The sequence below is a fragment of the Streptomyces sp. DSM 42067 genome (assembly GCF_055792885.1).
In genome coordinates, this window is the sequence record NZ_CM147706.1 from 3947418 (window position 1) to 3966803 (window position 19386).

The 19386-nt window shown below is 70.7% G+C and carries 14 protein-coding genes and 1 pseudogene; 9 read left to right on the forward strand and 6 right to left on the reverse strand.

Features of this window, described 5'->3' with window-relative positions:
- Nucleotides 1–33 precede the first annotated feature (33 nt).
- The 4 genes from hutI to hutU form a co-directional block, all read right to left on the reverse strand.
- On the reverse strand, nucleotides 34–1227 hold the full coding sequence (gene hutI / locus ACSMXV_RS18145; RefSeq protein WP_473178617.1) for an imidazolonepropionase: 1194 nt from the start codon (nucleotides 1225–1227) through the stop codon (nucleotides 34–36).
- A 24-nt stretch (nucleotides 1228–1251) separates the two neighbouring features.
- Nucleotides 1252–2631: a formimidoylglutamate deiminase gene (locus tag ACSMXV_RS18150; RefSeq protein ID WP_473178618.1), complete on the reverse strand. Its 1380-nt coding sequence runs from the start codon at nucleotides 2629–2631 to the stop codon at nucleotides 1252–1254.
- Nucleotides 2628–3836 carry an allantoate amidohydrolase gene (locus tag ACSMXV_RS18155; RefSeq protein WP_473178619.1) on the reverse strand — a complete coding sequence of 403 codons (1209 nt, stop codon included), beginning with the start codon at nucleotides 3834–3836 and terminating at the stop codon, nucleotides 2628–2630. The genes ACSMXV_RS18150 and ACSMXV_RS18155 overlap by 4 nt, the downstream gene beginning before the upstream one ends.
- Before the next feature lie 161 nt (nucleotides 3837–3997).
- Nucleotides 3998–5656, reverse strand: a complete 1659-nt coding sequence (hutU, locus tag ACSMXV_RS18160) for a urocanate hydratase (RefSeq protein ID WP_473178620.1) — start codon at nucleotides 5654–5656, stop codon at nucleotides 3998–4000.
- Between the two features lie 136 nt (nucleotides 5657–5792).
- Here hutU and ACSMXV_RS18165 point away from each other — a divergent pair, with 136 nt between their 5' ends.
- Nucleotides 5793–7202 (forward strand): type III PLP-dependent enzyme domain-containing protein, encoded by a 1410-nt coding sequence (locus ACSMXV_RS18165; RefSeq protein ID WP_473178983.1) that lies wholly within the window; start codon nucleotides 5793–5795, stop codon nucleotides 7200–7202.
- Between the two features lie 167 nt (nucleotides 7203–7369).
- On the forward strand, nucleotides 7370–8731 hold the full coding sequence (locus ACSMXV_RS18170) for an APC family permease (protein WP_473178621.1): 1362 nt from the start codon (nucleotides 7370–7372) through the stop codon (nucleotides 8729–8731).
- 195 nt (nucleotides 8732–8926) lie between these two features.
- Here ACSMXV_RS18170 and ACSMXV_RS18175 read toward each other — a convergent pair whose 3' ends face one another.
- Both ACSMXV_RS18175 and ACSMXV_RS18180 read right to left on the reverse strand, forming a co-directional pair.
- Entirely contained in the window at nucleotides 8927–9769 is an 843-nt protein-coding gene (locus ACSMXV_RS18175; RefSeq protein ID WP_473178622.1) for a MurR/RpiR family transcriptional regulator, read from the reverse strand.
- Between the two features lie 166 nt (nucleotides 9770–9935).
- Complete coding sequence (locus tag ACSMXV_RS18180) at nucleotides 9936–11636, reverse strand: aromatic amino acid ammonia-lyase (RefSeq protein ID WP_473178623.1); 1701 nt, start codon at nucleotides 11634–11636, stop codon at nucleotides 9936–9938.
- A 151-nt stretch (nucleotides 11637–11787) separates the two neighbouring features.
- Here ACSMXV_RS18180 and ACSMXV_RS18185 point away from each other — a divergent pair, with 151 nt between their 5' ends.
- From ACSMXV_RS18185 to ACSMXV_RS18215, 7 genes and pseudogenes are all read left to right on the forward strand, one after another.
- On the forward strand, nucleotides 11788–12837 hold the full coding sequence (locus tag ACSMXV_RS18185) for an ABC transporter ATP-binding protein (RefSeq protein ID WP_473178624.1): 1050 nt from the start codon (nucleotides 11788–11790) through the stop codon (nucleotides 12835–12837).
- Nucleotides 12834–13481, forward strand: a complete 648-nt coding sequence (locus tag ACSMXV_RS18190) for an ABC transporter permease (RefSeq protein WP_473178625.1) — start codon at nucleotides 12834–12836, stop codon at nucleotides 13479–13481. Before ACSMXV_RS18185 ends, ACSMXV_RS18190 begins: the two co-directional genes overlap by 4 nt.
- A gap of 4 nt (nucleotides 13482–13485) precedes the next feature.
- The gene (locus ACSMXV_RS18195; protein ID WP_181660819.1) at nucleotides 13486–14148 is read left to right on the forward strand and encodes an ABC transporter permease; all 663 of its coding nucleotides are present in this window, start codon (nucleotides 13486–13488) and stop codon (nucleotides 14146–14148) included.
- A gap of 19 nt (nucleotides 14149–14167) precedes the next feature.
- Complete coding sequence (locus tag ACSMXV_RS18200) at nucleotides 14168–15103, forward strand: ABC transporter substrate-binding protein (protein WP_473178626.1); 936 nt, start codon at nucleotides 14168–14170, stop codon at nucleotides 15101–15103.
- Between the two features lie 60 nt (nucleotides 15104–15163).
- Nucleotides 15164–16631: pseudogene (locus tag ACSMXV_RS18205) on the forward strand (purine-cytosine permease family protein).
- 11 nt (nucleotides 16632–16642) lie between these two features.
- Nucleotides 16643–17065, forward strand: coding sequence for a hypothetical protein (locus ACSMXV_RS18210; RefSeq protein WP_473178627.1), 423 nt, complete (start codon nucleotides 16643–16645; stop codon nucleotides 17063–17065).
- A 664-nt stretch (nucleotides 17066–17729) separates the two neighbouring features.
- Nucleotides 17730–18974: an RNA-guided endonuclease InsQ/TnpB family protein gene (locus ACSMXV_RS18215; protein WP_473178628.1), complete on the forward strand. Its 1245-nt coding sequence runs from the start codon at nucleotides 17730–17732 to the stop codon at nucleotides 18972–18974.
- The last annotated feature ends 412 nt before the right edge of the window (nucleotides 18975–19386 follow it).

The window sequence follows — 19386 nt, forward strand, 5'->3', positions numbered from 1 at the left end:
CGTCCCTGTGGCGTCCTCGATCTCGGGGCGCTGTCAGGCCTCGCGTACGCCCCGCCGCCAGACGGCCGAGACCAGCGGCACGCCCGGCCGGTACGCCAGGTGCACATGGCTCGGGGCGTCCAGCAGGGCCAGGTCGGCGTAGACGCCGGGGGCGATGCGGCCGATGTCGTCGCGGCGCAGCGCCGCCGCTCCGCCCGCTGTCGCCGACCACACCGCCTCGTCCGGGGTCATCCCCATGTCCCTTACCGCCAGCGCGATGCAGAAGGGCACGGAAGACGTGAAGGACGAGCCCGGGTTGCAGTCCGTCGAGAGGGCGACCGTGGCGCCTGCGTCGAGGAGGCGGCGGGCGTTCGGCCACTCCGCTCGGGTGGAGAACTCCGCGCCGGGGAGGAGGGTTGCCACCGTCTGCGAGTGGGCCAGGGCGTCGACGTCCTCGTCCGTCAGGTGGGTGCAGTGGTCGGCGCTCGCCGCCTCCAGTTCTACCGCCAGTTGGACGCCCGGGCCGTACGAGAGCTGGTTCGCGTGGATGCGCGGGTGCAGGCCCTTCGCCTTGCCCGCCGTGAGGATCGTGCGGGCCTGGTCGCCGTCGAAGGCGCCCTTCTCGCAGAAGACGTCGATCCAGCGGGCGTGCGGTGCGCAGGCCTCCAGCATGTCGCCCGTCACCAGCGCGACGTACGCGGCCGGGTCGTCCGCGTAGTCAGGCGGGACGATGTGTGCGCCCAGGTACGTCACCTCGTCCGTGTGGGCCGACGCGATGCGCAGGGCGCGGGCCTCGTCCTCCACCGTCAGGCCGTAGCCCGACTTCGTCTCGAACGTCGTCGTGCCCTGGCGGAGCGCCTCGCGGAGGTAGCGGGTGAGGTTCGCCTCCAGGTCTGCGTCCGTCGCGGCGCGCGTCGCGGCCATCGTCGTGCGGATGCCGCCCGCCGAGTAAGGGCGGCCCGACATCCGGGCGTTGAACTCTTCCGTACGGTCGCCCGCGAAGACCAGGTGCGAGTGCGAGTCCACGAAGCCGGGGATCACAGCCCGGCCGTCCGCGTCGTACGCCGTGTCGGCGGCGGGGGCCCCGGCCGCCGGGCCGACCCAGGCGATGCGCTCACCCTCGATCACCACGGCCGCGTTCTTCAGGAGACCAAGCGGGCCGTCGCCCGCACTCGGGTCGTTGGTGACCAGGCTGCCGATGTTGGTGATGAGCGCGGTGGTTCCAGCGGTTGTTCCGGCGGTGGTCATGGTTCTGTGAGTCCTCTCGGCGAGCTAGCCGCGCAACGCTTCGATCGATTCCGCCAGCGCCGACGGTACGTCCGGGATCAGGGTGTGCGCCCCGTCGCGTACGACATGGCGGCCCCCTACGACCGTGTGGCGGATGTCCGCTGACGTGGCCGCGAAGACCGCCGTTTCGGCGCCGAGGCGGGGGAGGGTGCCCGCCGTGCGGACCGAGTCCAGGGCGATGGTGGTGAAGTCGGCCAGGGCACCCGGTTCCAGTACGCCGGCGTCGTCGCCCCAGCCCAGCGCCGCGTAGCCGTCCGCCGTGGCCGCCCGCAGCAGCGCTGCCGCCGTCCAGTGGCCGCGGGTGCGGGTGCGGAGCCGCTCGTTCAGTTCCATCGCGCGTGCCTCCTCCAGGAGGTCGATCACCGCGTGGCTGTCGGAGCCGAGGGAGAGCGGGGAGCCTGCCTTCTGTAGGGCTGCCGCGGGGCCGATGCCGTCTGCCAGGTCCCGTTCCGTGGTCGGGCACATGCAGGTGCCCGTGGATGCCGAGCCCAGCAGCCGGATGTCCTCGGGGGTGAGGTGAGTGTTGTGTACGCCCGTCGTACGCGGGCCCAGCACACCGTGGTCCGCGAGGAGTCGCGTCGGCGTGCAGCCGTGCGCCGCCCGGCACGCGTCGTTCTCGGCCGTCTGCTCGGAGAGGTGGACGTGGAGGGGCGCGCGGCGGGCGCCGGCCCATTCGGCGACCATGCCCAGCTGGTCGGCCGGGACCGCCCGTACCGAGTGGATCGCCGCGCCGATCCGCGCGTGGTCCTGCTCCTTCAGCTGGGATGCCAGCAGGGACGCCCGCTCCGCCCACGCCTGGGTCGTGCCGTCGGAGAAGCGCAGCTGGTGCTTGTTCGGCGGCTCACCGAAGCCGGACGAGACATACGCCGTGTCGAGGAGCGTGATGCGGATCCCGGCTTCCGACGCCGCTGCGATCAGCGCTTCTCCCATCGCGTTCCGGTCGGCGTACGGGGTCCCGCCGGGCGCGTGGTGCAGATAGTGGAACTCGCCGACGACCGTGACGCCCGCGAGGGCCATCTCCGCGTACACCGCCCGCGCGAGCGCGTGGTACGTCTCGGGGGTCAGCCGGTCCGCGACCGCGTACATGATCTCGCGCCACGTCCAGAACGTGCCTGAGCCGACCTGCACGGTGCCGCGCAGTGCCCGGTGGAAGGCATGGCTGTGGGCGTTGGCGAGGCCCGGGATGGTCAGGCCATGGAGGATTTCGGCGCCGGGGGGTGGGGTTTCGGCTCCCTTGTGGACAGCGGTGATCCGGCCGTCCGCGACGTCCAGTGCGACCCCGGGCTCGACGTTCGTGTCGAGCCACGCCTGTTCCAGCCAGTACGTCTGGGTCTGCTGCTGGGTCTGCTGGGTTTGCGCGTTCACTTGCACGCCAGACCTTCCAGTACATCGGCCAGTGCGGTCACCCCGGCCAGGCAGTCGTCCTCCGACGCGTACTCCGCAGGCGAGTGCGAGATGCCGGTGGGGTTGCGTACGAAGAGCATGGCTGTGGGGATCGAGCCGGAGAGGATTCCGGCGTCGTGTCCCGCGCCAGTGCCGAGGACGGGGACTTTGATGTCCGTGTCCCTGCCCTCGCCCAGGATGCGCGCCATTTCGTCGCGCAGGGCGTGCTCGAACTCGACGATGGGCGTGAACGACTCGCGTACGACTTCCAGTTCGATGCCGTGCCGGTCCGCGTACTCGCGGGCCGCCTTCTCGATTCCCTCCACGACCGTGTCCAGGGTCGCCTGGTCGGCCGCGCGGGAGTCGAGCCAGCCGCGGACCAGGGACGGAATGGCGTTGACGCCGTTCGGCTCGACCGCGATCTTGCCGAACGTGGCGACCGCGCCCGCGAGTTCCGCCTCGCGGCGGGCCGCCAGGACCGTCTCCGCGTACGACAGCATCGGGTCGCGGCGGTCAACCAGGCGCGTCGTGCCCGCGTGGTTGGCCTCGCCTCGGAAGTCGAAGCGCCAGCGGCCGTGGGGCCAGATGGCGCTGGCGATGCCGACCCTGTCGCCCGACAGGTCCAGGGCTCGGCCCTGTTCCACGTGGAGTTCCACGAAGGCGCCGATACGGGCCAGGCGGTCCGGGTCCGGGCCGATCGCCTCCGGGTCGTAGCCGGCCCTCTCCATCGCCTGGGGGAGGGTGATGCCGTCCGCGTCTCGGAGCCTGTGCGCCTGCTCGGGCGTCAGCTGTCCTGCGGTGAGGCGGGAGCCTACGCAGGCCAGGCCGAAGCGGGCGCCCTCCTCGTCGCCGAAGTTGACGATGGCGAGGGGCCTGGTGAACTCCGCTCCCCTCCTGCGGAGTTCGTCCAGGGCGGCGAAGGCGGAGACCACGCCGAGGGGACCGTCGAAGGGGCCGCCGTCGGGGACGGAGTCCAGGTGGGAGCCGGTGACCACGGCGTTTCCTTGGGTGGGGTCGCCGAGCCAGGCCCACTGGTTGCCGTTGCGGTCCAGTTCGTAGGTCAGGCCCCTTGAGCGGGCCTGGGTCTCGAACCAGGCTCGGCACTCGGTGTCTGCGCCGGTCCATGCGTACCTGCGGTAGCCGCCGCTATCCGGGTTGCGGCCGATGGGTTTCAGGTCCTGCCACATCTGGTGGAACGACGGTGGGTTTTCTTCCCCAAGCCCGCCCCTTCCCGAAACCAGGGGGCTCCGCCCCCGGGGCCCCCTCAGTCGCCCTTCGGGCTCGTCCTCAAACGCCGGACGGGCTGAAAAATCAGCCCCTCCGGCGTTTGAGGAGCGGTGCGGCACGCTCACTGCCCCTCCCGCATGGGAATCCGCACGCCGCGCTCCCGCGCCACCTCGTCCGCACGGTCGTAGCCCGCGTCCACGTGGCGGATGACGCCCATCCCGGGGTCGTTCGTCAGGACGCGGCGGATCTTCTCGCCCGCCAGCGGCGTACCGTCCGCCACCGTCACCTGGCCCGCGTGGATCGAGCGGCCCATGCCGACGCCGCCGCCGTGGTGGATCGAGACCCACGACGCGCCCGACGCCACGTTCACCATCGCGTTCAGCAGCGGCCAGTCCGCGATCGCGTCCGACCCGTCGAGCATCGCCTCCGTCTCGCGGTACGGGGAGGCGACCGAGCCGCAGTCGAGGTGGTCGCGGCCGATCGCGAGCGGGGCAGCGAGTTCGCCGCTCGCCACCATGTCGTTGAAGCGTTCGCCCGCGCGGTCGCGCTCGCCGTAGCCGAGCCAGCAGATGCGCGCCGGGAGGCCCTGGAAGTGGACGCGCTCCCCTGCCAACTTGATCCAGCGGGCCAGGGACTCGTTCTCGGGGAACAGGTCCAGGATCGCCTTGTCCGTCTTGGCGATGTCCGAGGCCTCGCCCGACAGGGCCGCCCAGCGGAACGGGCCCTTGCCCTCGCAGAACAGCGGGCGGATGTAGGCCGGTACGAAGCCGGGGAACGCGAACGCCCGGTCGTAGCCCGTGAGCTGGGCCTCGCCGCGGATCGAGTTGCCGTAGTCGAAGACCTCGGCGCCCGCGTCCATGAAGCCGACCATCGCTTCCACGTGGCGCGCCATCGACTCCCGTGCGCGCTGTGTGAAGTCCGCCGGCTTCTCCGCCGCGTACGACGCCATGTCCTCGAAGGCCACGCCCAGCGGGAGGTACGCCAGCGGGTCGTGCGCCGAGGTCTGGTCGGTGACGATGTCGATGGGGGCGTTCATGGCGAGGAGCTGCGGGACGAGCTCCGCGGCGTTGCCGAGGACGCCGATCGAGAGGGGGCGGCGGGCGTCGCGGGCCTCCACCGCGAGCTGGAGCGCGTGGTCGAGGTTGTCGGCCTTGACGTCCAGGTAGCGGTGCTCGATGCGGCGCTCGATCGCGCGCGGGTCGCAGTCGATGCAGATCGCGACACCGTCGTTCATGGTCACGGCGAGCGGCTGGGCGCCGCCCATGCCGCCGAGACCGGCGGTCAGCGTGATGGTTCCGGCGAGCGTGCCGCCGAACTTCTTCGCGGCCACCGCGGCGAACGTCTCGTAGGTGCCCTGCAGGATGCCCTGCGTACCGATGTAGATCCACGAGCCGGCGGTCATCTGGCCGTACATCGTCAAGCCGAGGGCCTCCAACCTGCGGAACTCCTCCCAGTTCGCCCAGTCGCCGACCAGGTTGGAGTTGGCGATCAGCACCCGCGGGGCCCACTCGTGCGTCTGCATCACACCCACAGGGCGGCCGGACTGCACCAGCATCGTCTCGTCCTGCTTCAGCGTCCGCAGGGTGCGCACCATGGCGTCGAAGGAGCGCCAGTCGCGGGCCGCCTTGCCCGTGCCGCCGTAGACCACGAGCTTGTCGGGGTGCTCGGCGACCTCGGGGTCGAGGTTGTTCTGCAGCATCCGCAGCGCGGCCTCCTGCTGCCACCCCAGGGCGCTCAGCTCGGTGCCACGCGGCGCTCGTACGGGGCGGGGTCCTGACATGGTCTGCCTCCTTGCGGCGGTCCGGCGGATGTTGCAGCGGATATTCACATCCTGGCTCTCTGAATAGAACTAGTCAATACGTTCCCTTCAGTGAGTGCGGCAGCGCGGGCGCGCGACCGGTGGTTCTCTGGAACGCATGGGCGAGGGCGCGGAACACGAGAACGAAGAGAACGAACGACACAAGCAGGACCAACCGCATGACGCGGGCGCGCGACGCGACGACGCCGTGCGCGCCGCCGTCGAGCAGGGCATCGTCGATCCCGGAAACCCCATCATCGGCCTCCTCGACGTCGTCGGCATCCGCGCCACCGCCACCGCCCTGCGCGACGCGTTCGACCAGGTCACCCCATCCGGTACGCCCGTACTGCACGCCTTCGCCGTGAAGGCGACCCCGCTCGTGCCCGTACTGCGGCTCCTTGCCGCATGCGGCATCGGCGCGGAGGTCGCGAGCCCCGGCGAGCTGGCTCTCGCCCGCGCGGCCGGGATACCGCCGGACCACACCGTGCTGGACTCCCCCGCCAAGACCCTCGACGAACTGCGCGAGGCCCTCGCCCTCGGCATCGCCGTCAACGCCGACAACCCCCAGGAGCTGTCCCGCATCGACGACCTGGTCGCATCGGCCCCCACCGCCTCGCCGCTGGGCCTGCGCGTGAACCCGGGCGTCGGCCGCGGTTCGATCGAGGCCCTGTCCACGGCCACCGCCACCTCCAAGTTCGGCGTGGCGCTGCTGGACGAGGGCGCCCGCGCGTGGGTGGTCCGCGCGTACCTGGACCGCCCGTGGCTGACCCGCCTCCATGCGCACTCCGGCTCGCAGGGCCTGCCGCTGGAACTGATGGCGCGGGGTGTCCGGACGACGTACGAGCTCGCCGAGGAGATCAACGCCAAGGCCGGGCGGCGGCAGATCGACACCATCGACATCGGCGGCGGCCTGCCGGTCGACTTCACGACGGACGATCCGACCCCGGCCTACGGAACGTACGCGCGACTGCTCAGGCGGGAGGTTCCGGGGCTGTTCGACGGGCGCTACGGGCTGGTGACGGAGTTCGGGCGGTCGCTGCTCGCCAAGCACGGCACGGTGCTGGCACGCGTGGAGTACGCGAAGTCGTCGGGCGGCCGGCCGATCGCGGTCACGCACGCGGGCGTGCAGGTGGCGACCCGTACCGTCTACGCGCCGGAGCTGTGGCCGCTGCGGATCGCCGCGTACGACGCGAAGGGCCGCCCCAAGAACGGGCCCGACGTCATACAGGACATCGCGGGCCCGGCCTGCTTCGCGGGCGACCTGCTCGCCACGAACCGCTCGCTCCCGCTGCTCGAACAGAGCGACTACGTGGCGGCGCTGGACACCGGCGCGTACTACTTCGCGCACCACTACGCGTACAACTCGCTCGCGCGGCCTGGGATCTACGGCTTCACCGCCGACGCGGGCCGAGGCGCTGGCGCGGGCCGCGGGGTGCGCTTCGCCGTGGTCCGCACCCCGCAGACGCTCGACGAGATCGTCGCCGAGTCGGGCGGGGCCCACGCGGGGGCGCTCACGGACGGCCTCTGACCGGCATGACCGGCATGAGAGGCATCTGACCCATCTCGCACACCCGTGCAGGTGTGCTGTCGACGCAGGGGCGCATTGCAGGTCCCGGACGGGGCAGACAGTTCTCCGACAGACCGACGGATCGACGGATCGACGGATCGACGGATCACCGATCGGGGGAGGTTCTCGTGTCCACCGCAGAAACCGCTGCCGCCACACCACCGGCCGAGGGGTCGCCGCTCAAGCGCGCCATCGGCCCCAAGCTGCTGATCCTCTTCGTGATCGGCGACATCCTCGGCACCGGCATCTACGCCACCACGGGCAAGGTCGCGGGCAAGGTGGGCGGGGCGCTGTGGCTGCCGTTCGCCATCGGGTTCGTCGTGGCGATCCTGACGGCGGCCTCGTACGTGGAGCTCGTCAGCAAGTACCCGAAGGCCGCGGGCGCCGCCCTCTATACGCAGAAGGCGTTCCAGCTGCCCTTCTTCACGTTCATCGTCGCCTTCATGGTGATGTGCTCGGGCCTGTCGTCCGCGAGCGCGGCGGCCCGTGCCTTCAGCGGCGACTACATGGCCGAGCTGACCGACAACGTACTGCCGCCCACGCTGATTGCGATCCTCTTCATCGTCGCCCTCGCCGCGCTGAACCTGCGCGGCGTCTCGGAGTCGGTGAAGACGAACGTGGTCCTGACGCTGGTCGAGCTGTCCGGCCTGCTGATCATCCTCGGGATCGGTGCGTACGCCGTACTGGCGGGCAACGGGAACCCCTCCCGGCTGGGCGAGTTTCAGGCGGAGGGCACCGGATACGCCCTGCTCACGAGCGTGCTGGGGGCCACCGCCCTGGGCTTCTTCGCGTTCGTCGGCTTCGAGGACTCCGTGAACATGGCCGAGGAGACGAAGGACCCGGCCCGCAACTTCCCCCGGGCGATCTTCACCGGTGTGGCCGTGACCGGCACGATCTACGTCCTGGTGGCGCTGATCTCCTCGCTGCTGGTCGACTACCGCGTCCTGGAGGGATCGAGCGGCCCGCTGCTGGAGGTCGTGAAGGCGGGCGGCGTCGAGTTCCCGCCCAAACTCTTCGCCCTCATCGCGCTCTTCGCCGTCAGCAACTCGGCGCTGATCAACATCATGATGGCCTCGCGGCTCTGCTACGGCATGGCGAACGAGCGGATCCTGCCGCGCGGCATGGCCCGGGTCCTGCCCCGGCGCCGCACGCCGGTGGTGGGCATCGTGTTCGTCTCGCTCCTGGCGATCGGCCTGGTCTCGACGGGTGAGATCGAGGGTCTGGGCGACACGACGGCGTTCCTGCTGCTGTGCGTGTTCGCGGTGGTCAATGTGGCCGTGCTGGTGCTGCGCCGAGACCGGGTGGAGCACCAGCACTTCCGTACGCCGACGGTGCTGCCGGTGCTCGGCGCCCTGACCGCCATCATCCTGGCCAGTCCTCTCGCGGACCGGGCCGCCGACGTCTACATCCGGGCCGGCGTCCTGCTCGCGATCGGCATCGGGTTGTGGGTGGTGAACAAGCTGGTGCTGCGGGCGCGGGGCGAGGAGTGAGGGCCCGCCCGGGGAGAGCCTGTACGAGTCGCACCCACGACTGGTTCAGGGAAGCAGGGTGAACGCCTCGACGTGCTGGGGCCTCACTGCGGAGAAGTGCCGGTGGCCGAGCGTCGCGACCTCTGCGAGCGACAGCCGCTCGGCCACCGTGACGACCGAGGCGTCGACCGTCCCGACAGCGCCCCCAGCCTGCGGCTATTCGACGAACAACCCCCGTGCCGCCGCCCGCGCATCGAACTCCTCAAGCCGGGCCTGGGCGTCCGGGATGTCGTCGCACATGGCCTCCAGCAGGACCCGGCCGAGCAGCATCGGGGCGCAGGCCGTGTCGAAGGCGAGGCCCGTGCCGACGGCGGCGGGGAGCAGGAGGTCCGACACCTTCGCCACCGGGGCGAACGCGCTGTCGGCGACCGTGACCACCGTCAGCCCGGCCTCCTGTGCGTACGTCAGTGCGTCGACGACCTCCCGCGGATGGCGCGGCAGCGCGAAGCAGAGCAGTGCCGTCGCCCCGGCGCGGACGGCCGCGTCGATGCGGTCGGCGAGCATCGTGCCGCCCTCGTTCAGCAGCCGTACGTCCGGATGCACCTTCGCGGCGAAGTACGCGAAGCCGTACGCCTGGGACGCGGCCGCGCGCAGGCCGAGGACCGGGAGCGGGCGGGAGGACGCGAGCAGGCGTCCGGCGCGGGCCACCGGCCGCGGATCGGCGAGCAGCTCCGCGAGATGGCGGAGGTTCTCGATCTCCGCCTCGACGGCCTGCTGGTACTCGTTGTACGACGTCGCGCCCACCGGGGCCTCGGCCGGTGCCACCTCGCGCAGGTGCCTGCGCAGCGCCGGATAGCCGTCGAAGCCGAGCGCGACCGCGAAGCGGGTCACCGACGGCTGGCTGACGCCGGCGAGTTCAGCCAGCTCCACGCTGGACAGGAACGCCACGTCGGCGGCCCTGCGCACCATGCTGTGCGCGATGCGGCGCTGGGTGGGTGTCAGCCGGTGGCCCTCGAAAAGCGCCTGCAGCCGGGCGGCCGGGCTGTCGCTCACGCTCATAGGGTGTTCCCCCTCGTCACGTCGGCCTCCGTCACGTCGGCCTCCGTCACGACGGCGGCCCTCATCCGCGCGGGCCCGGCCGTGGCGTCGGGCCTCATCCTCGCGCCGGACCAGGCCAAGGCTGCGGCCCTCATCCTCGCATCAGGCCCAGTCATGGCGGCGGCCCTCATCCTCGCGTCGGGCCAGGCCATGGCGAGGCCCCCTTCAGCACATCGGAACCAGTCATCGTGTCGGCCCCCTCCATCGCACCGGAGCCCGTCATCGTGCCGGCCCTCTCCATCGCACCGGAGCCCGTCATCGTGTCGCGCCCCCTCGTCACATCTGAGCTCGTCATCGTGTCGGCCTCCTGCGTCACATCGGGCGCCTTCACCGCCTCGCACATGAGGTCGGTGAACCGGTCGAGCAGCGCGGCCGCGGCCGTCACATCGTCGGTGAGCGGCCGATCCGTGAACTCCGGGTCGAGCACCGACTCGGCGAGCTCCAGCGCCCGCCCCACCGGCAGCCCCGGCTCGGGCCGCAGATCGCGCTGGCGCAGCGCCCGCACGGCGGCGACGAGTTCGCAGCCGACGACGAGCCGGAACGCCCCACAGGCCCGCAGCGTCTGCCGGGCCGCGAGGGACGCGAAGCTGGCCTGCTCCTCGACGCCCCGGGAGAGTACAGCGTGGCCGAGCGAGGCCGGTGCGGAGAACGCGCGCAGATCGCCGAGCGCGGCCCCGGCGGCGTACTCCAGGATCATCACCCCGGACGAGGCGGGCTCGTGGTCGGCCAGGAAGGGGCGTAGACGCGTGTACGCCGGTTCGTTGAGGGTCGACAGGCGCGAGGTGGACAGGCGGGCGACCGAGGCGAGGGCGAGCCTGAAGTGGTCCAGGGCCAGGGCGAGCTGGGCCATGTAGAAGCCGCCGTGGTGGTAGGCCGCCATGTCCTCGGGGGAGATCAGCGGGTTCTCGGCGGCCGCGTTGATCTCGACGGTCAGTATGTCCTCGAGGGTGTCCGCCGCGTCGTGCGCGGGCCCGTGGATCTGCGGCAGGCAGCGGAAGCCGTACGGGTCCTGGATGCGGCCGAGCGGCGGGGTGGGCCGTTCGGCGGCGCCGATCAGCTCGCGCATACGCCGGGCGACCTCGTACGAGCCGCGGTGGCGGCGGGCCGCGTGCACGGGCTCGGCGTACGCCTCGTGCGAGCCGTCGACCGCGAGCAGCGACAGGGCGCCGACGACCTGGGTGGCGTCGATGAGGCCGCGCAGCTCGTGCAGCGCGAGCGCGGACTGGCCCAGCGTCAGGGCGTTGCTGCTGATCAGGGCGAGCGCGTCGTTGTTGTCGAGCGGCTGCGGCTCGGGACCCTGACCGCGCCAGGGGTGTTCGCCGGCGAGCGCGAGGCCCATCTGGGCCAGGGCGGCGATGTCGCCGGTGCCGACCGAGCCGAACTCGTTGACGACGGGGTACGCGCCCGTCTCCAGGGCGTCGCACAGCGCGGTGACGACGCTGGGACGCAGGCCCGCGCCGCCCGCGAGGAGCTGGTTGGCGCGCACCGCGAGCATCGCGCGGACCTGCCGGGCGGGCAGCTCCTCGCCGATGGCGCCGGCGTGGCTGCGCAGCAGACGCAGCCCGTGTCCGGCGGCGGCCTCGGTGGGCACGTCCTCGCTGCGGTTGGCGCCGACGCCGGTGGAGCGGCCGTAGACACGGCCGGACGCGGCGATCTCGCGTGCGGCGTCCCAGGATTCCTCGACGCGTTTCATCGCCTCGGGTCCCGGCACGAGGCGTGCGGTGCCGTCGGCGAGCCGCACCACGTCGGCGACCGCCAGACCCTGCCCGTCGAGAACCACGCCGCCGGACGGCTTACGAGCCGCCGCGTCCACACTTCGAGACGACATCACGCGCAAATCCTCCCTCTCCGGACGTAGGCGAGCGTCGGCGTCTTACTCCTCGGCCATATGTAACCAGCGATTAACGCCGAAGCATTGACAACCTATTCATTACCGAGAACTCTGCATGACGATATGCAGACCGGGCAAGGGACAACTCATGATCCAATTCGATGCGGTCCACAAGCGCTTCCCCAACGGCACAACGGCGGTCCATGACCTCTCCCTCGACATGCCGGAAGGCGGCATCACCGTACTCGTCGGATCCTCCGGCTGCGGAAAGACCACGACCCTCCGCATGATCAACCGAATGGTCGACCCGACCTCCGGAACCATCCGGGTCGGCGGCCGCGACGTCCTCCAGCAGGACGCCGCGGAGCTTCGCCGCTCCATCGGCTACGTCATCCAGCAGGCCGGACTCTTCCCGCACCGCACCGTGCTCGACAACATCGCCACCGTGCCGCTGCTGCTCGGCTGGGGCCGCAAGAAGGCGCGTACGCGGGCGGCGGAGCTGCTGGAGACCGTGGGCCTGCCCACCGAGGCCGGCAAGCGCTACCCGCACCAGCTCTCCGGCGGCCAGCAGCAGCGCGTCGGCGTGGCCCGCGCGCTCGCCGCCGACCCGCCGGTGCTGCTCATGGACGAGCCGTTCGGCGCGGTCGACCCCGTCGTACGCACCCAGCTCCAGGACGAACTGCTCCGGCTCCAGAAGGAGTTGAGCAAGACCATCGTCTTCGTCACGCACGACATCGACGAGGCCGTCCGGCTCGGCGACCGCATCGCTGTCTTCCGCACCGGCGGCCATCTCGTCCAGTGCGCCTCGCCCGCCGAACTCCTTGCCCGACCGGCGGACGACTTCGTGGCGGACTTCCTCGGCGCCGAACGCGGCCTGAAGCTGCTCTCGCTCACGACGCTGGCGGACGTCCCGCAGGGCCCGGCACCGGAGGGCACACGCTGGGAACTGGTCCTCGACAGCGCCCGTGCGCCGCTCGGCTGGCGCGACACGGAGGCCCCGAAGGACGCTCCCCTCACCCCCGTACGCCCCCTGCGCGACACCGACGCGCTGCTCTCCGCACTCAACGAGGCCGTCACCTCACCCGCCGGGCTCGTGGCCCGCGTCGACGCCGACGGCGCCCTCACCGGCGTCACCTCGCGCGACGACATCCACATCCACGCAGGACGCGCCCACGCCGAAGCGAGTGTCGCCGCATGACCATCGAGTGGAGCTGGATATCCGGCCATGCGGGCGACCTGGCCACCCTCACCGTCTCGCATCTCCAGGCGGCCCTGTCCGCCGTCTTCTTCGGGCTGCTGATCTCCCTGCCGCTGGCCGTCGTGGCGCACCGGATCCGCCCGCTGCGCGGCTTCCTGCTCGGCCTGTCGAACGTCTTCTTCACGATTCCGTCGATCGCGATCTTCGTGCTGCTGCTCCCGGTCTCCGGTCTGACCCGCACCACCACCGTCATCGGCCTGACGGTCTACACCCTGGTCGTGCTGCTGCGGAACACCGTCGAGGGCCTCGACTCCGTCCCCACCAGGACTAAGGAGGCTGCGACGGCCATGGGCACCAGGCCGCTGCGCGTGCTGCTCACCGTCGAGCTCCCGCTCGCCCTCCCCGTGATCATGGCGGGCGTCCGGATCGCCACGGTCATGTCGATCTCCCTCGTCTCGGTGGCGACCTACATCGGCGACGGCGGCCTCGGCCAGCTGTTCACCGACGGCTTCCAGCGCAACTTCCCCACCCCGGTCCTGGTCGGCGTCGCCCTGACGCTGCTGCTGGCCCTGGTCGCGGACGCACTGCTGGTCGCCGTCCAGCACGTCCTGACTCCCTGGACCCGTCAGAAGCGGGGGGCCTGAGCCCATGTACGAGCTGTTCAAGAACCTCGGCGCCTGGCTGGTCAGCGGCGAGCAGTGGTCCGGCCCCGACGGGATCGCGCACCGCCTCGCCGAGCACCTCCAGTACTCGCTGCTGGCCACGCTCATCGCAGCCGCCATCGCCCTCCCGGTCGGCCTGCTCATCGGCCACACCGGCCGGGGCGCCTTCCTCGCCATCAACCTGTCGTCGTTCGGCCGGGCCCTGCCCACCGTCGGCCTGGTGGTGCTGGTCTTCCTGGCCAGCGGCCTGTCCATGTGGCCGGTGTACGTGGCGCTGGTCGCCCTCGCCGTCCCGGCCATCGTGACCAACACCTACGCGGGCATGACCGCCGTCGACCCGGAGGTGAAGGACGCCGCACGCGGCCAGGGCATGCGCGCCCACCAGGTCCTCTTCCAGGTGGAACTCCCCCTCGCCCTCCCGCTGATCATGACCGGGCTGCGGCTCGCGCTGATCCAGGTGGTCGCGACGGCCACCATCGCCGCGTACGTCAGCTTCGGCGGCCTCGGCCGGTACGTCTTCGACGGCCTCGCCCAGCGCGACCTCGTGCAGGTGCTGGGCGGCGCGGTTCTGGTCGCGGTCATCGCCGTCGTCCTGGACCTCGCGCTCTCCGCCCTCCAGCGCGCTCTCTTCCGACACCGCCCCGCCTAGGGCCAAGGAGCAACGAACCATGAACCGCAGGACTCTCCTCGGCGGCCTGTTCGCCGCCGCCTCCGTCCCCGCGCTCGCCGCCTGCGGCAGCGGCATCACCTCGCTGGACGGCCAGGGCAACCCCGGCAGCGGCGCCGGCGCCGGCAAGAACGGCATCACCATCGGCACCGCCAACTTCACCGAGAACCAGGTGCTCGGCTACCTCTACGCCGCCGTCCTGGAAGCGGCCGGCGTGAAGACCACGGTCCGCCCCAACCTCGGTACCCGCGAGATCCTCATCCCCGCACTCAAGGGCGGCGACATCGACCTCCTGCCCGAGTACCAGGGCGCGCTGCTGCACTACCTCGCGCCGAAGGCGACGGCCACGGAGGAGGGCGAGATGCAGAACGCCCTCGCCATCGCGCTGCCCGACGGCCTGCAGGTCCTGCCGTACGGGATGGCCGAGGACTCGGACGCGTTCGTCGTCACGCGCGAGACGGCGAAGAAGTACGGGCTGACGTCGCTGGCCGACCTGGCCAAGCAGAACGGCAAGCTCGTCATCGGAGCCGCCCCCGAGGTCAAGAAGCGCGCCGTCGGTGTGGTCGGCCTGAAGGACGTCTACGGCGTGGAGTTCAAGGAGTTCAAGTCGCTGGACTCCTCCGGGCCGCTGGTCAAGGGCGCCCTGAAGAAGGGCGATGTGGACGTCGCGAACCTCTTCACGACCGACACCGACATCCAGGCCGAGGGCTGGGTCGTCCTCACCGACCCCAAGAACCTCATCCCCGGCCAGCACGTCGTCCCCCTCATCGCCGACCGCAAGGCCGACTCGACGGTCCGCAAGGCGCTCGCCGAGCTGGGCAACGTACTGACGACAGCGGACCTCACCGAACTCAACCGGCAGGTCGACAAGGACAAGAAGGATCCGGAGGACGTCGCGAACGCCTACGCCGAGAAGCACGGCCTCACAAAGAAGTAGCCCAGCAGCAAACCGCCGGCAGCAAGACCGCGCAAAGCCGACAGGAAGGGAATCCGGCTCATGGCCCAGGGCCTCGTGGAGCTCCGCTCCATCGACGTCGTACCCGACGAGGAACGGCACGGCACCGCGTTCAGCCGCGGGGGTCTGGGGGTGTCCCCCGGATAAACACAGCACGCTCTGGCTCGGCGCCAACCTCCAGATCACCGCCGTCGTCACCGGCGCCCTCGCGGTCGTCTTCGGCGGCGACGTGGTGTGGTCGATCGTCTGGCTCGTCCTCGGCAATCTGCTGGGCGGCGCCGTAATGGCCCTGCACTCGGCGCAGGGCCCGAAGCTCGGGCTGCCGCAGATGATCCAGTCCCGCGCCCAGTTCGGCGTGCGGGGCGCGATCGTGCCGCTGCTGCTCGTCGTCCTCATGTACGTCGGCTTCTTCGCGAGCGGCAGCGTGCTCGCCGGACAGGCCGTCGGCGAGCTCACCCACACTGGCGACACCACCGGCATCGTGGTCTTCGCCCTCGTCACCGCCGTGACGGCGACCGTCGGCTACCGCGTCATCCACACCCTGGGCCGGGTCGCGAGCGTCGTCTGCGCACTGGCCTTCGTCTACCTCGGTGTACGCCTCCTCGACCACGCCGACGTCTCGGCGCTGCTGGACAACGCGCACTTCTCTCTGCCCATGTTCCTGCTCGCGGTCTCCCTCTCCGCGTCCTGGCAGCTGGCCTTCGGGCCGTACGTCGCGGACTACTCGCGCTATCTGCCGCGTACGACGTCCACGCGGGCCACGTTCTGGTGGACCCTGTCGGGCTCGGCGCTCGGTTCGCAGTGGTCGATGACGTTCGGCGTACTCGTCGCCGCGACGGCGGGCGAGAAGTTCCTCGCCAACCAGGTCGGCTACGTGGTGGGCCTCGGCGGCACCGGCCTCATCGCGTCGTTCCTCTATTTCGTGATCGCGCTCGGCAAGCTGACCGTCAACGTGCTCAACACGTACGGCGGCTTCATGTCGATGGTCACGAGCATCAGCGGCTTCCGCGGGCAGCGGGTGCTCTCGCAGCGCGGCCGCGTCCTCTACATCGCCCTGATCATGGTCGCGGGCACGGCGGTGGCTCTTCTCGGCAAAGACAGCTTCCTCACGTCCTTCAAGGACTTCCTGCTCTTCCTGCTGACCTTCTTCACGCCGTGGTCGGCGATCAATCTGGTCGACTACTACCTGATCTCGAAGGAGCGGTACGACATCCCGGCCCTCGCCGACCCGGACGGCCGCTACGGAGCCTGGCGCTGGGACGCCCTCGTCGTCTACGGCATGGGCCTGCTCGCCCAGCTCCCCTTCCTCGTCACGCACTTCTACACCGGCCCTCTGGTCGAACCGCTGGGCGGCGCGGACATCTCCTGGATCGTGGGCCTCGTCGTACCGGCGGCTGCCTACTGGGCGGTGGCGCGTCGGCACCGCGACGGCGGCCAGACGGGTGAGGGGGCTGAGCCCAGTACGAAGAGGGGGGCTAGCCCCACTGTCTCGGGGGCGTCGGCTTCGTAGCGTAAGGCGGTATGGAAGCCGGCGACACGGAACTCAAGAAGGAACTCGACGCCACCCTGCACGCGCGCAGGGAACTCGGCGAGGAGTACGAGTCAGCGCTGGTCGACTCGTTCCTGGAGAAGGTCGAGCAGCGCCTCGACGGCGTGGTCGACCGACGGGTGCGACGCCGGCTCGCCGAGCAGCAGACGGTCGTGGCCCGAGGCGCCCGCGCCCCCGGGTCCGGGTCCGGCGACTCGTGGGGCGAACGCTTCGGCTTCGGCGTGATCTCCCTGATCCTCGCCATCCCGCTCTCCGCAATCGGCGCGGCCCAGGCGGGCATGTCCGGCCTCTTCGTCACCTGGGCGGGCATCGTCGGCGTCAACACGGTCCAGGCCTTGCGCAGCCGCCCGCATTTCGGGAAGCGACGCGAGAAGTCCTCGGACTGGGAGGAGTAGGCCCGGAAGCCAGGCCAGGAGCAGGTGACCACGATGAGTCTGCTCACCGCGACCGGGACCATGCCCGGCCGGGGCACCCCGTCTCCACCGCGTTCGACACGTGCTCGGCGAGCGCACCGACGCGCGGGCGACCGGCACGGCGGGTTTCGCTGACACTGGATCACCGGGCGCAAAGGGGGGTGTGCGCGGGGACCGCCGCACCCCCGTTACCGGGGGGCGGGACGACGGCGGTCCCCGCGAGGGACGCGGGCCTGGTCAGGGCCGGGCTGGCGCGTCCGTGGCGTCCATGGAGGTCCGGGAGCCGCTCCGGAGGTCCTTGGCGCCGTTTCGGTTGCCGGCCCGGGAGGGGAGCCGCTCCCTCCCTGCCGACACCCACTAATGTGCCGGACCCGTGTTAAGCCGGTGCTGCGCGGACGTGACGCGTGCGTACCACTTCCACGAAGTTCGGTCTGTCACCGTCCGCAGCGTCAAGCTGCGGCGCTTCAGCGAGATTCTTGCGAGGAACCCCGGGCGTTCATGCCTGGAAGGATTCGCATCCCGAGGCGGGCGGTGCGGAGCACCGCAGCGGTATCCGGCGCGGAGCGTCGGGAACGCCTGGCCAGCGGATGAGGGACCTTCTCGTGTTCGAATGCAGAGTCCCGAGGTGCGGGGTAGCGTCGCGGTCGTGAAGCTGGTGGTGCAGGTGAAGCTGCTGCCGACACCCTTGCAGGCGGCGGCACTTGAAGCGACCCTGCGCGCCTGCAACGAGGCCGCCACCTGGGTCAGCAGCGTGGCGTTCGAAAAGGATGTGAAGAAGAACTTCGCGCTGCGCGAGCACACCTACGCTGAGGTGAAGTCCCAGTGGGGGCTGGGCGCGCAGGCTGCCCAGCACGTGATCAAGAAGACCTGTGACGCGTACGCAGTGCTGAAGGCGAACCTGAAGGCCGGACACCTCGGCAAGCCGGGCTCGAAACGCTACCGGCGGGCCATGGAGAAGCCGGTCGCCTTCCGCCCAGAAGGCGCGCAGCCCTATGACGACCGGATGCTGTCCTGGCAGATCGACCAGCGCAGGGTGTCGATCTGGACGGTGTCGGGGCGAGTGAAGGACGTGGCGTTCACCGCCGCCCCGGAGCAGCTGGCCACCCTGGCCCTGTACCGCCCGGGCGAGTCCGACCTTCTGTGCCGGGACGGCATGTGGTTCCTGAGCGCCACCTGCGAGGTTCCCGAAGCGCCGCTCAACACCGATCCGGTGGACTTCCTCGGGATCGACCTGGGCATCGTGAACATCGCCACCACCAGCGATGGCGAGATCACGGCCGGACGCGAGCTCAACCGCGCCCGGACCCGCGAGCGCGGCCTGCGCGCCAAGCTGCAGAAGAAAAACACCCCGTCCGCCAAGCGCCGACTGAAGAAGCGGCGGCGCAAGGAGGCGCGGCGGGCGAAGGACATCAACCACAAGATCGCGAAGCATGTGGTGGCCGAGGCAGAACGCACCGGTCGCGGGATCGCTCTGGAAAACCTGAGCGGCATCCGCGAGCGGGTACGGCTTCGCAAGCCCCAACGGGCCACCCTGCACTCCTGGAGCTTTCACCAGCTCGGGCAGTTCATCGCGTACAAGGCCTGTAAGGCAGGGGTGCCGGTGGTGTACGTCGATCCGGCGTACACGTCCCGCACCTGTGCCGAATGCGGACACGTAGACAGGGCGAACCGTGTCTCCCAGGCCTGGTTCGCATGCCGGTCGTGCGGATTCGTTGATCACGCAGACCGGAACGGCTCCCGCAACATCCGCGCCCGTGCGTGGGAGTTGTGGCGACGCGGGGCCGAGTCAACGGCCCCTGCCCCACCCCCAGAGCGCAAACACCGGGGTGGGGCTGGACGCAAACGCAGCATCATTGCCAGTGATGCCCGTTGTGCAAGCCCATCGCATTAGCGATGGGTAGTTGACGAGATCGTTTTCTCATTGCTCGAAAGGCGGTACACGGACACTCGCTCCGAGCAGCCGGAGTGGGCCGGAGCAGCAGTGCTGCGGCTTCTCGTCGAGAAACGTGAGTCCCTTGAAGAGCAGCGGCATGCGGGCGCCCTCTCCGACGCCGACTTCTCCCGGAGGATGTCCGACCTCGAAGCCCGGATCTCCGGGCTCGAAGCAGCACGAGAGGAACACCTCCGGGCCCCGGCAGGCCGCTATGAACCGCTAGGACCGGTCGCGGTGGTCCACGATGAGTCTCGCGCTGCGGCGGGCGGCGATCGCCGACGTACTGCAAGCCGTGACCGTCCTCCCCCTCCCTCCTGGACGCTCCCGTCGCGCGCCGTTCGACCCACGGCTGTTGCAGATCGTGCCCGCA

What these genes read in the sequence shown, in the direction of transcription:
- hutI (WP_473178617.1), bottom strand. Translation starts at nt 1,227, where the DNA reads ATGACCACCGCCGGAACAACCGCTGGAACCACCGCGCTCATCACCAAC.
- ACSMXV_RS18155 (WP_473178619.1), bottom strand. Translation starts at nt 3,836, where the DNA reads ATGTGGCAGGACCTGAAACCCATCGGCCGCAACCCGGATAGCGGCGGC.
- hutU (WP_473178620.1), bottom strand. Translation starts at nt 5,656, where the DNA reads ATGTCAGGACCCCGCCCCGTACGAGCGCCGCGTGGCACCGAGCTGAGC.
- ACSMXV_RS18165 (WP_473178983.1), top strand. Translation starts at nt 5,793, where the DNA reads ATGGGCGAGGGCGCGGAACACGAGAACGAAGAGAACGAACGACACAAG.
- ACSMXV_RS18175 (WP_473178622.1), bottom strand. Translation starts at nt 9,769, where the DNA reads ATGAGCGTGAGCGACAGCCCGGCCGCCCGGCTGCAGGCGCTTTTCGAG.
- ACSMXV_RS18180 (WP_473178623.1), bottom strand. Translation starts at nt 11,636, where the DNA reads ATGTCGTCTCGAAGTGTGGACGCGGCGGCTCGTAAGCCGTCCGGCGGC.
- ACSMXV_RS18185 (WP_473178624.1), top strand. Translation starts at nt 11,788, where the DNA reads ATGATCCAATTCGATGCGGTCCACAAGCGCTTCCCCAACGGCACAACG.
- ACSMXV_RS18190 (WP_473178625.1), top strand. Translation starts at nt 12,834, where the DNA reads ATGACCATCGAGTGGAGCTGGATATCCGGCCATGCGGGCGACCTGGCC.
- ACSMXV_RS18195 (WP_181660819.1), top strand. Translation starts at nt 13,486, where the DNA reads ATGTACGAGCTGTTCAAGAACCTCGGCGCCTGGCTGGTCAGCGGCGAG.
- ACSMXV_RS18200 (WP_473178626.1), top strand. Translation starts at nt 14,168, where the DNA reads ATGAACCGCAGGACTCTCCTCGGCGGCCTGTTCGCCGCCGCCTCCGTC.
- ACSMXV_RS18210 (WP_473178627.1), top strand. Translation starts at nt 16,643, where the DNA reads ATGGAAGCCGGCGACACGGAACTCAAGAAGGAACTCGACGCCACCCTG.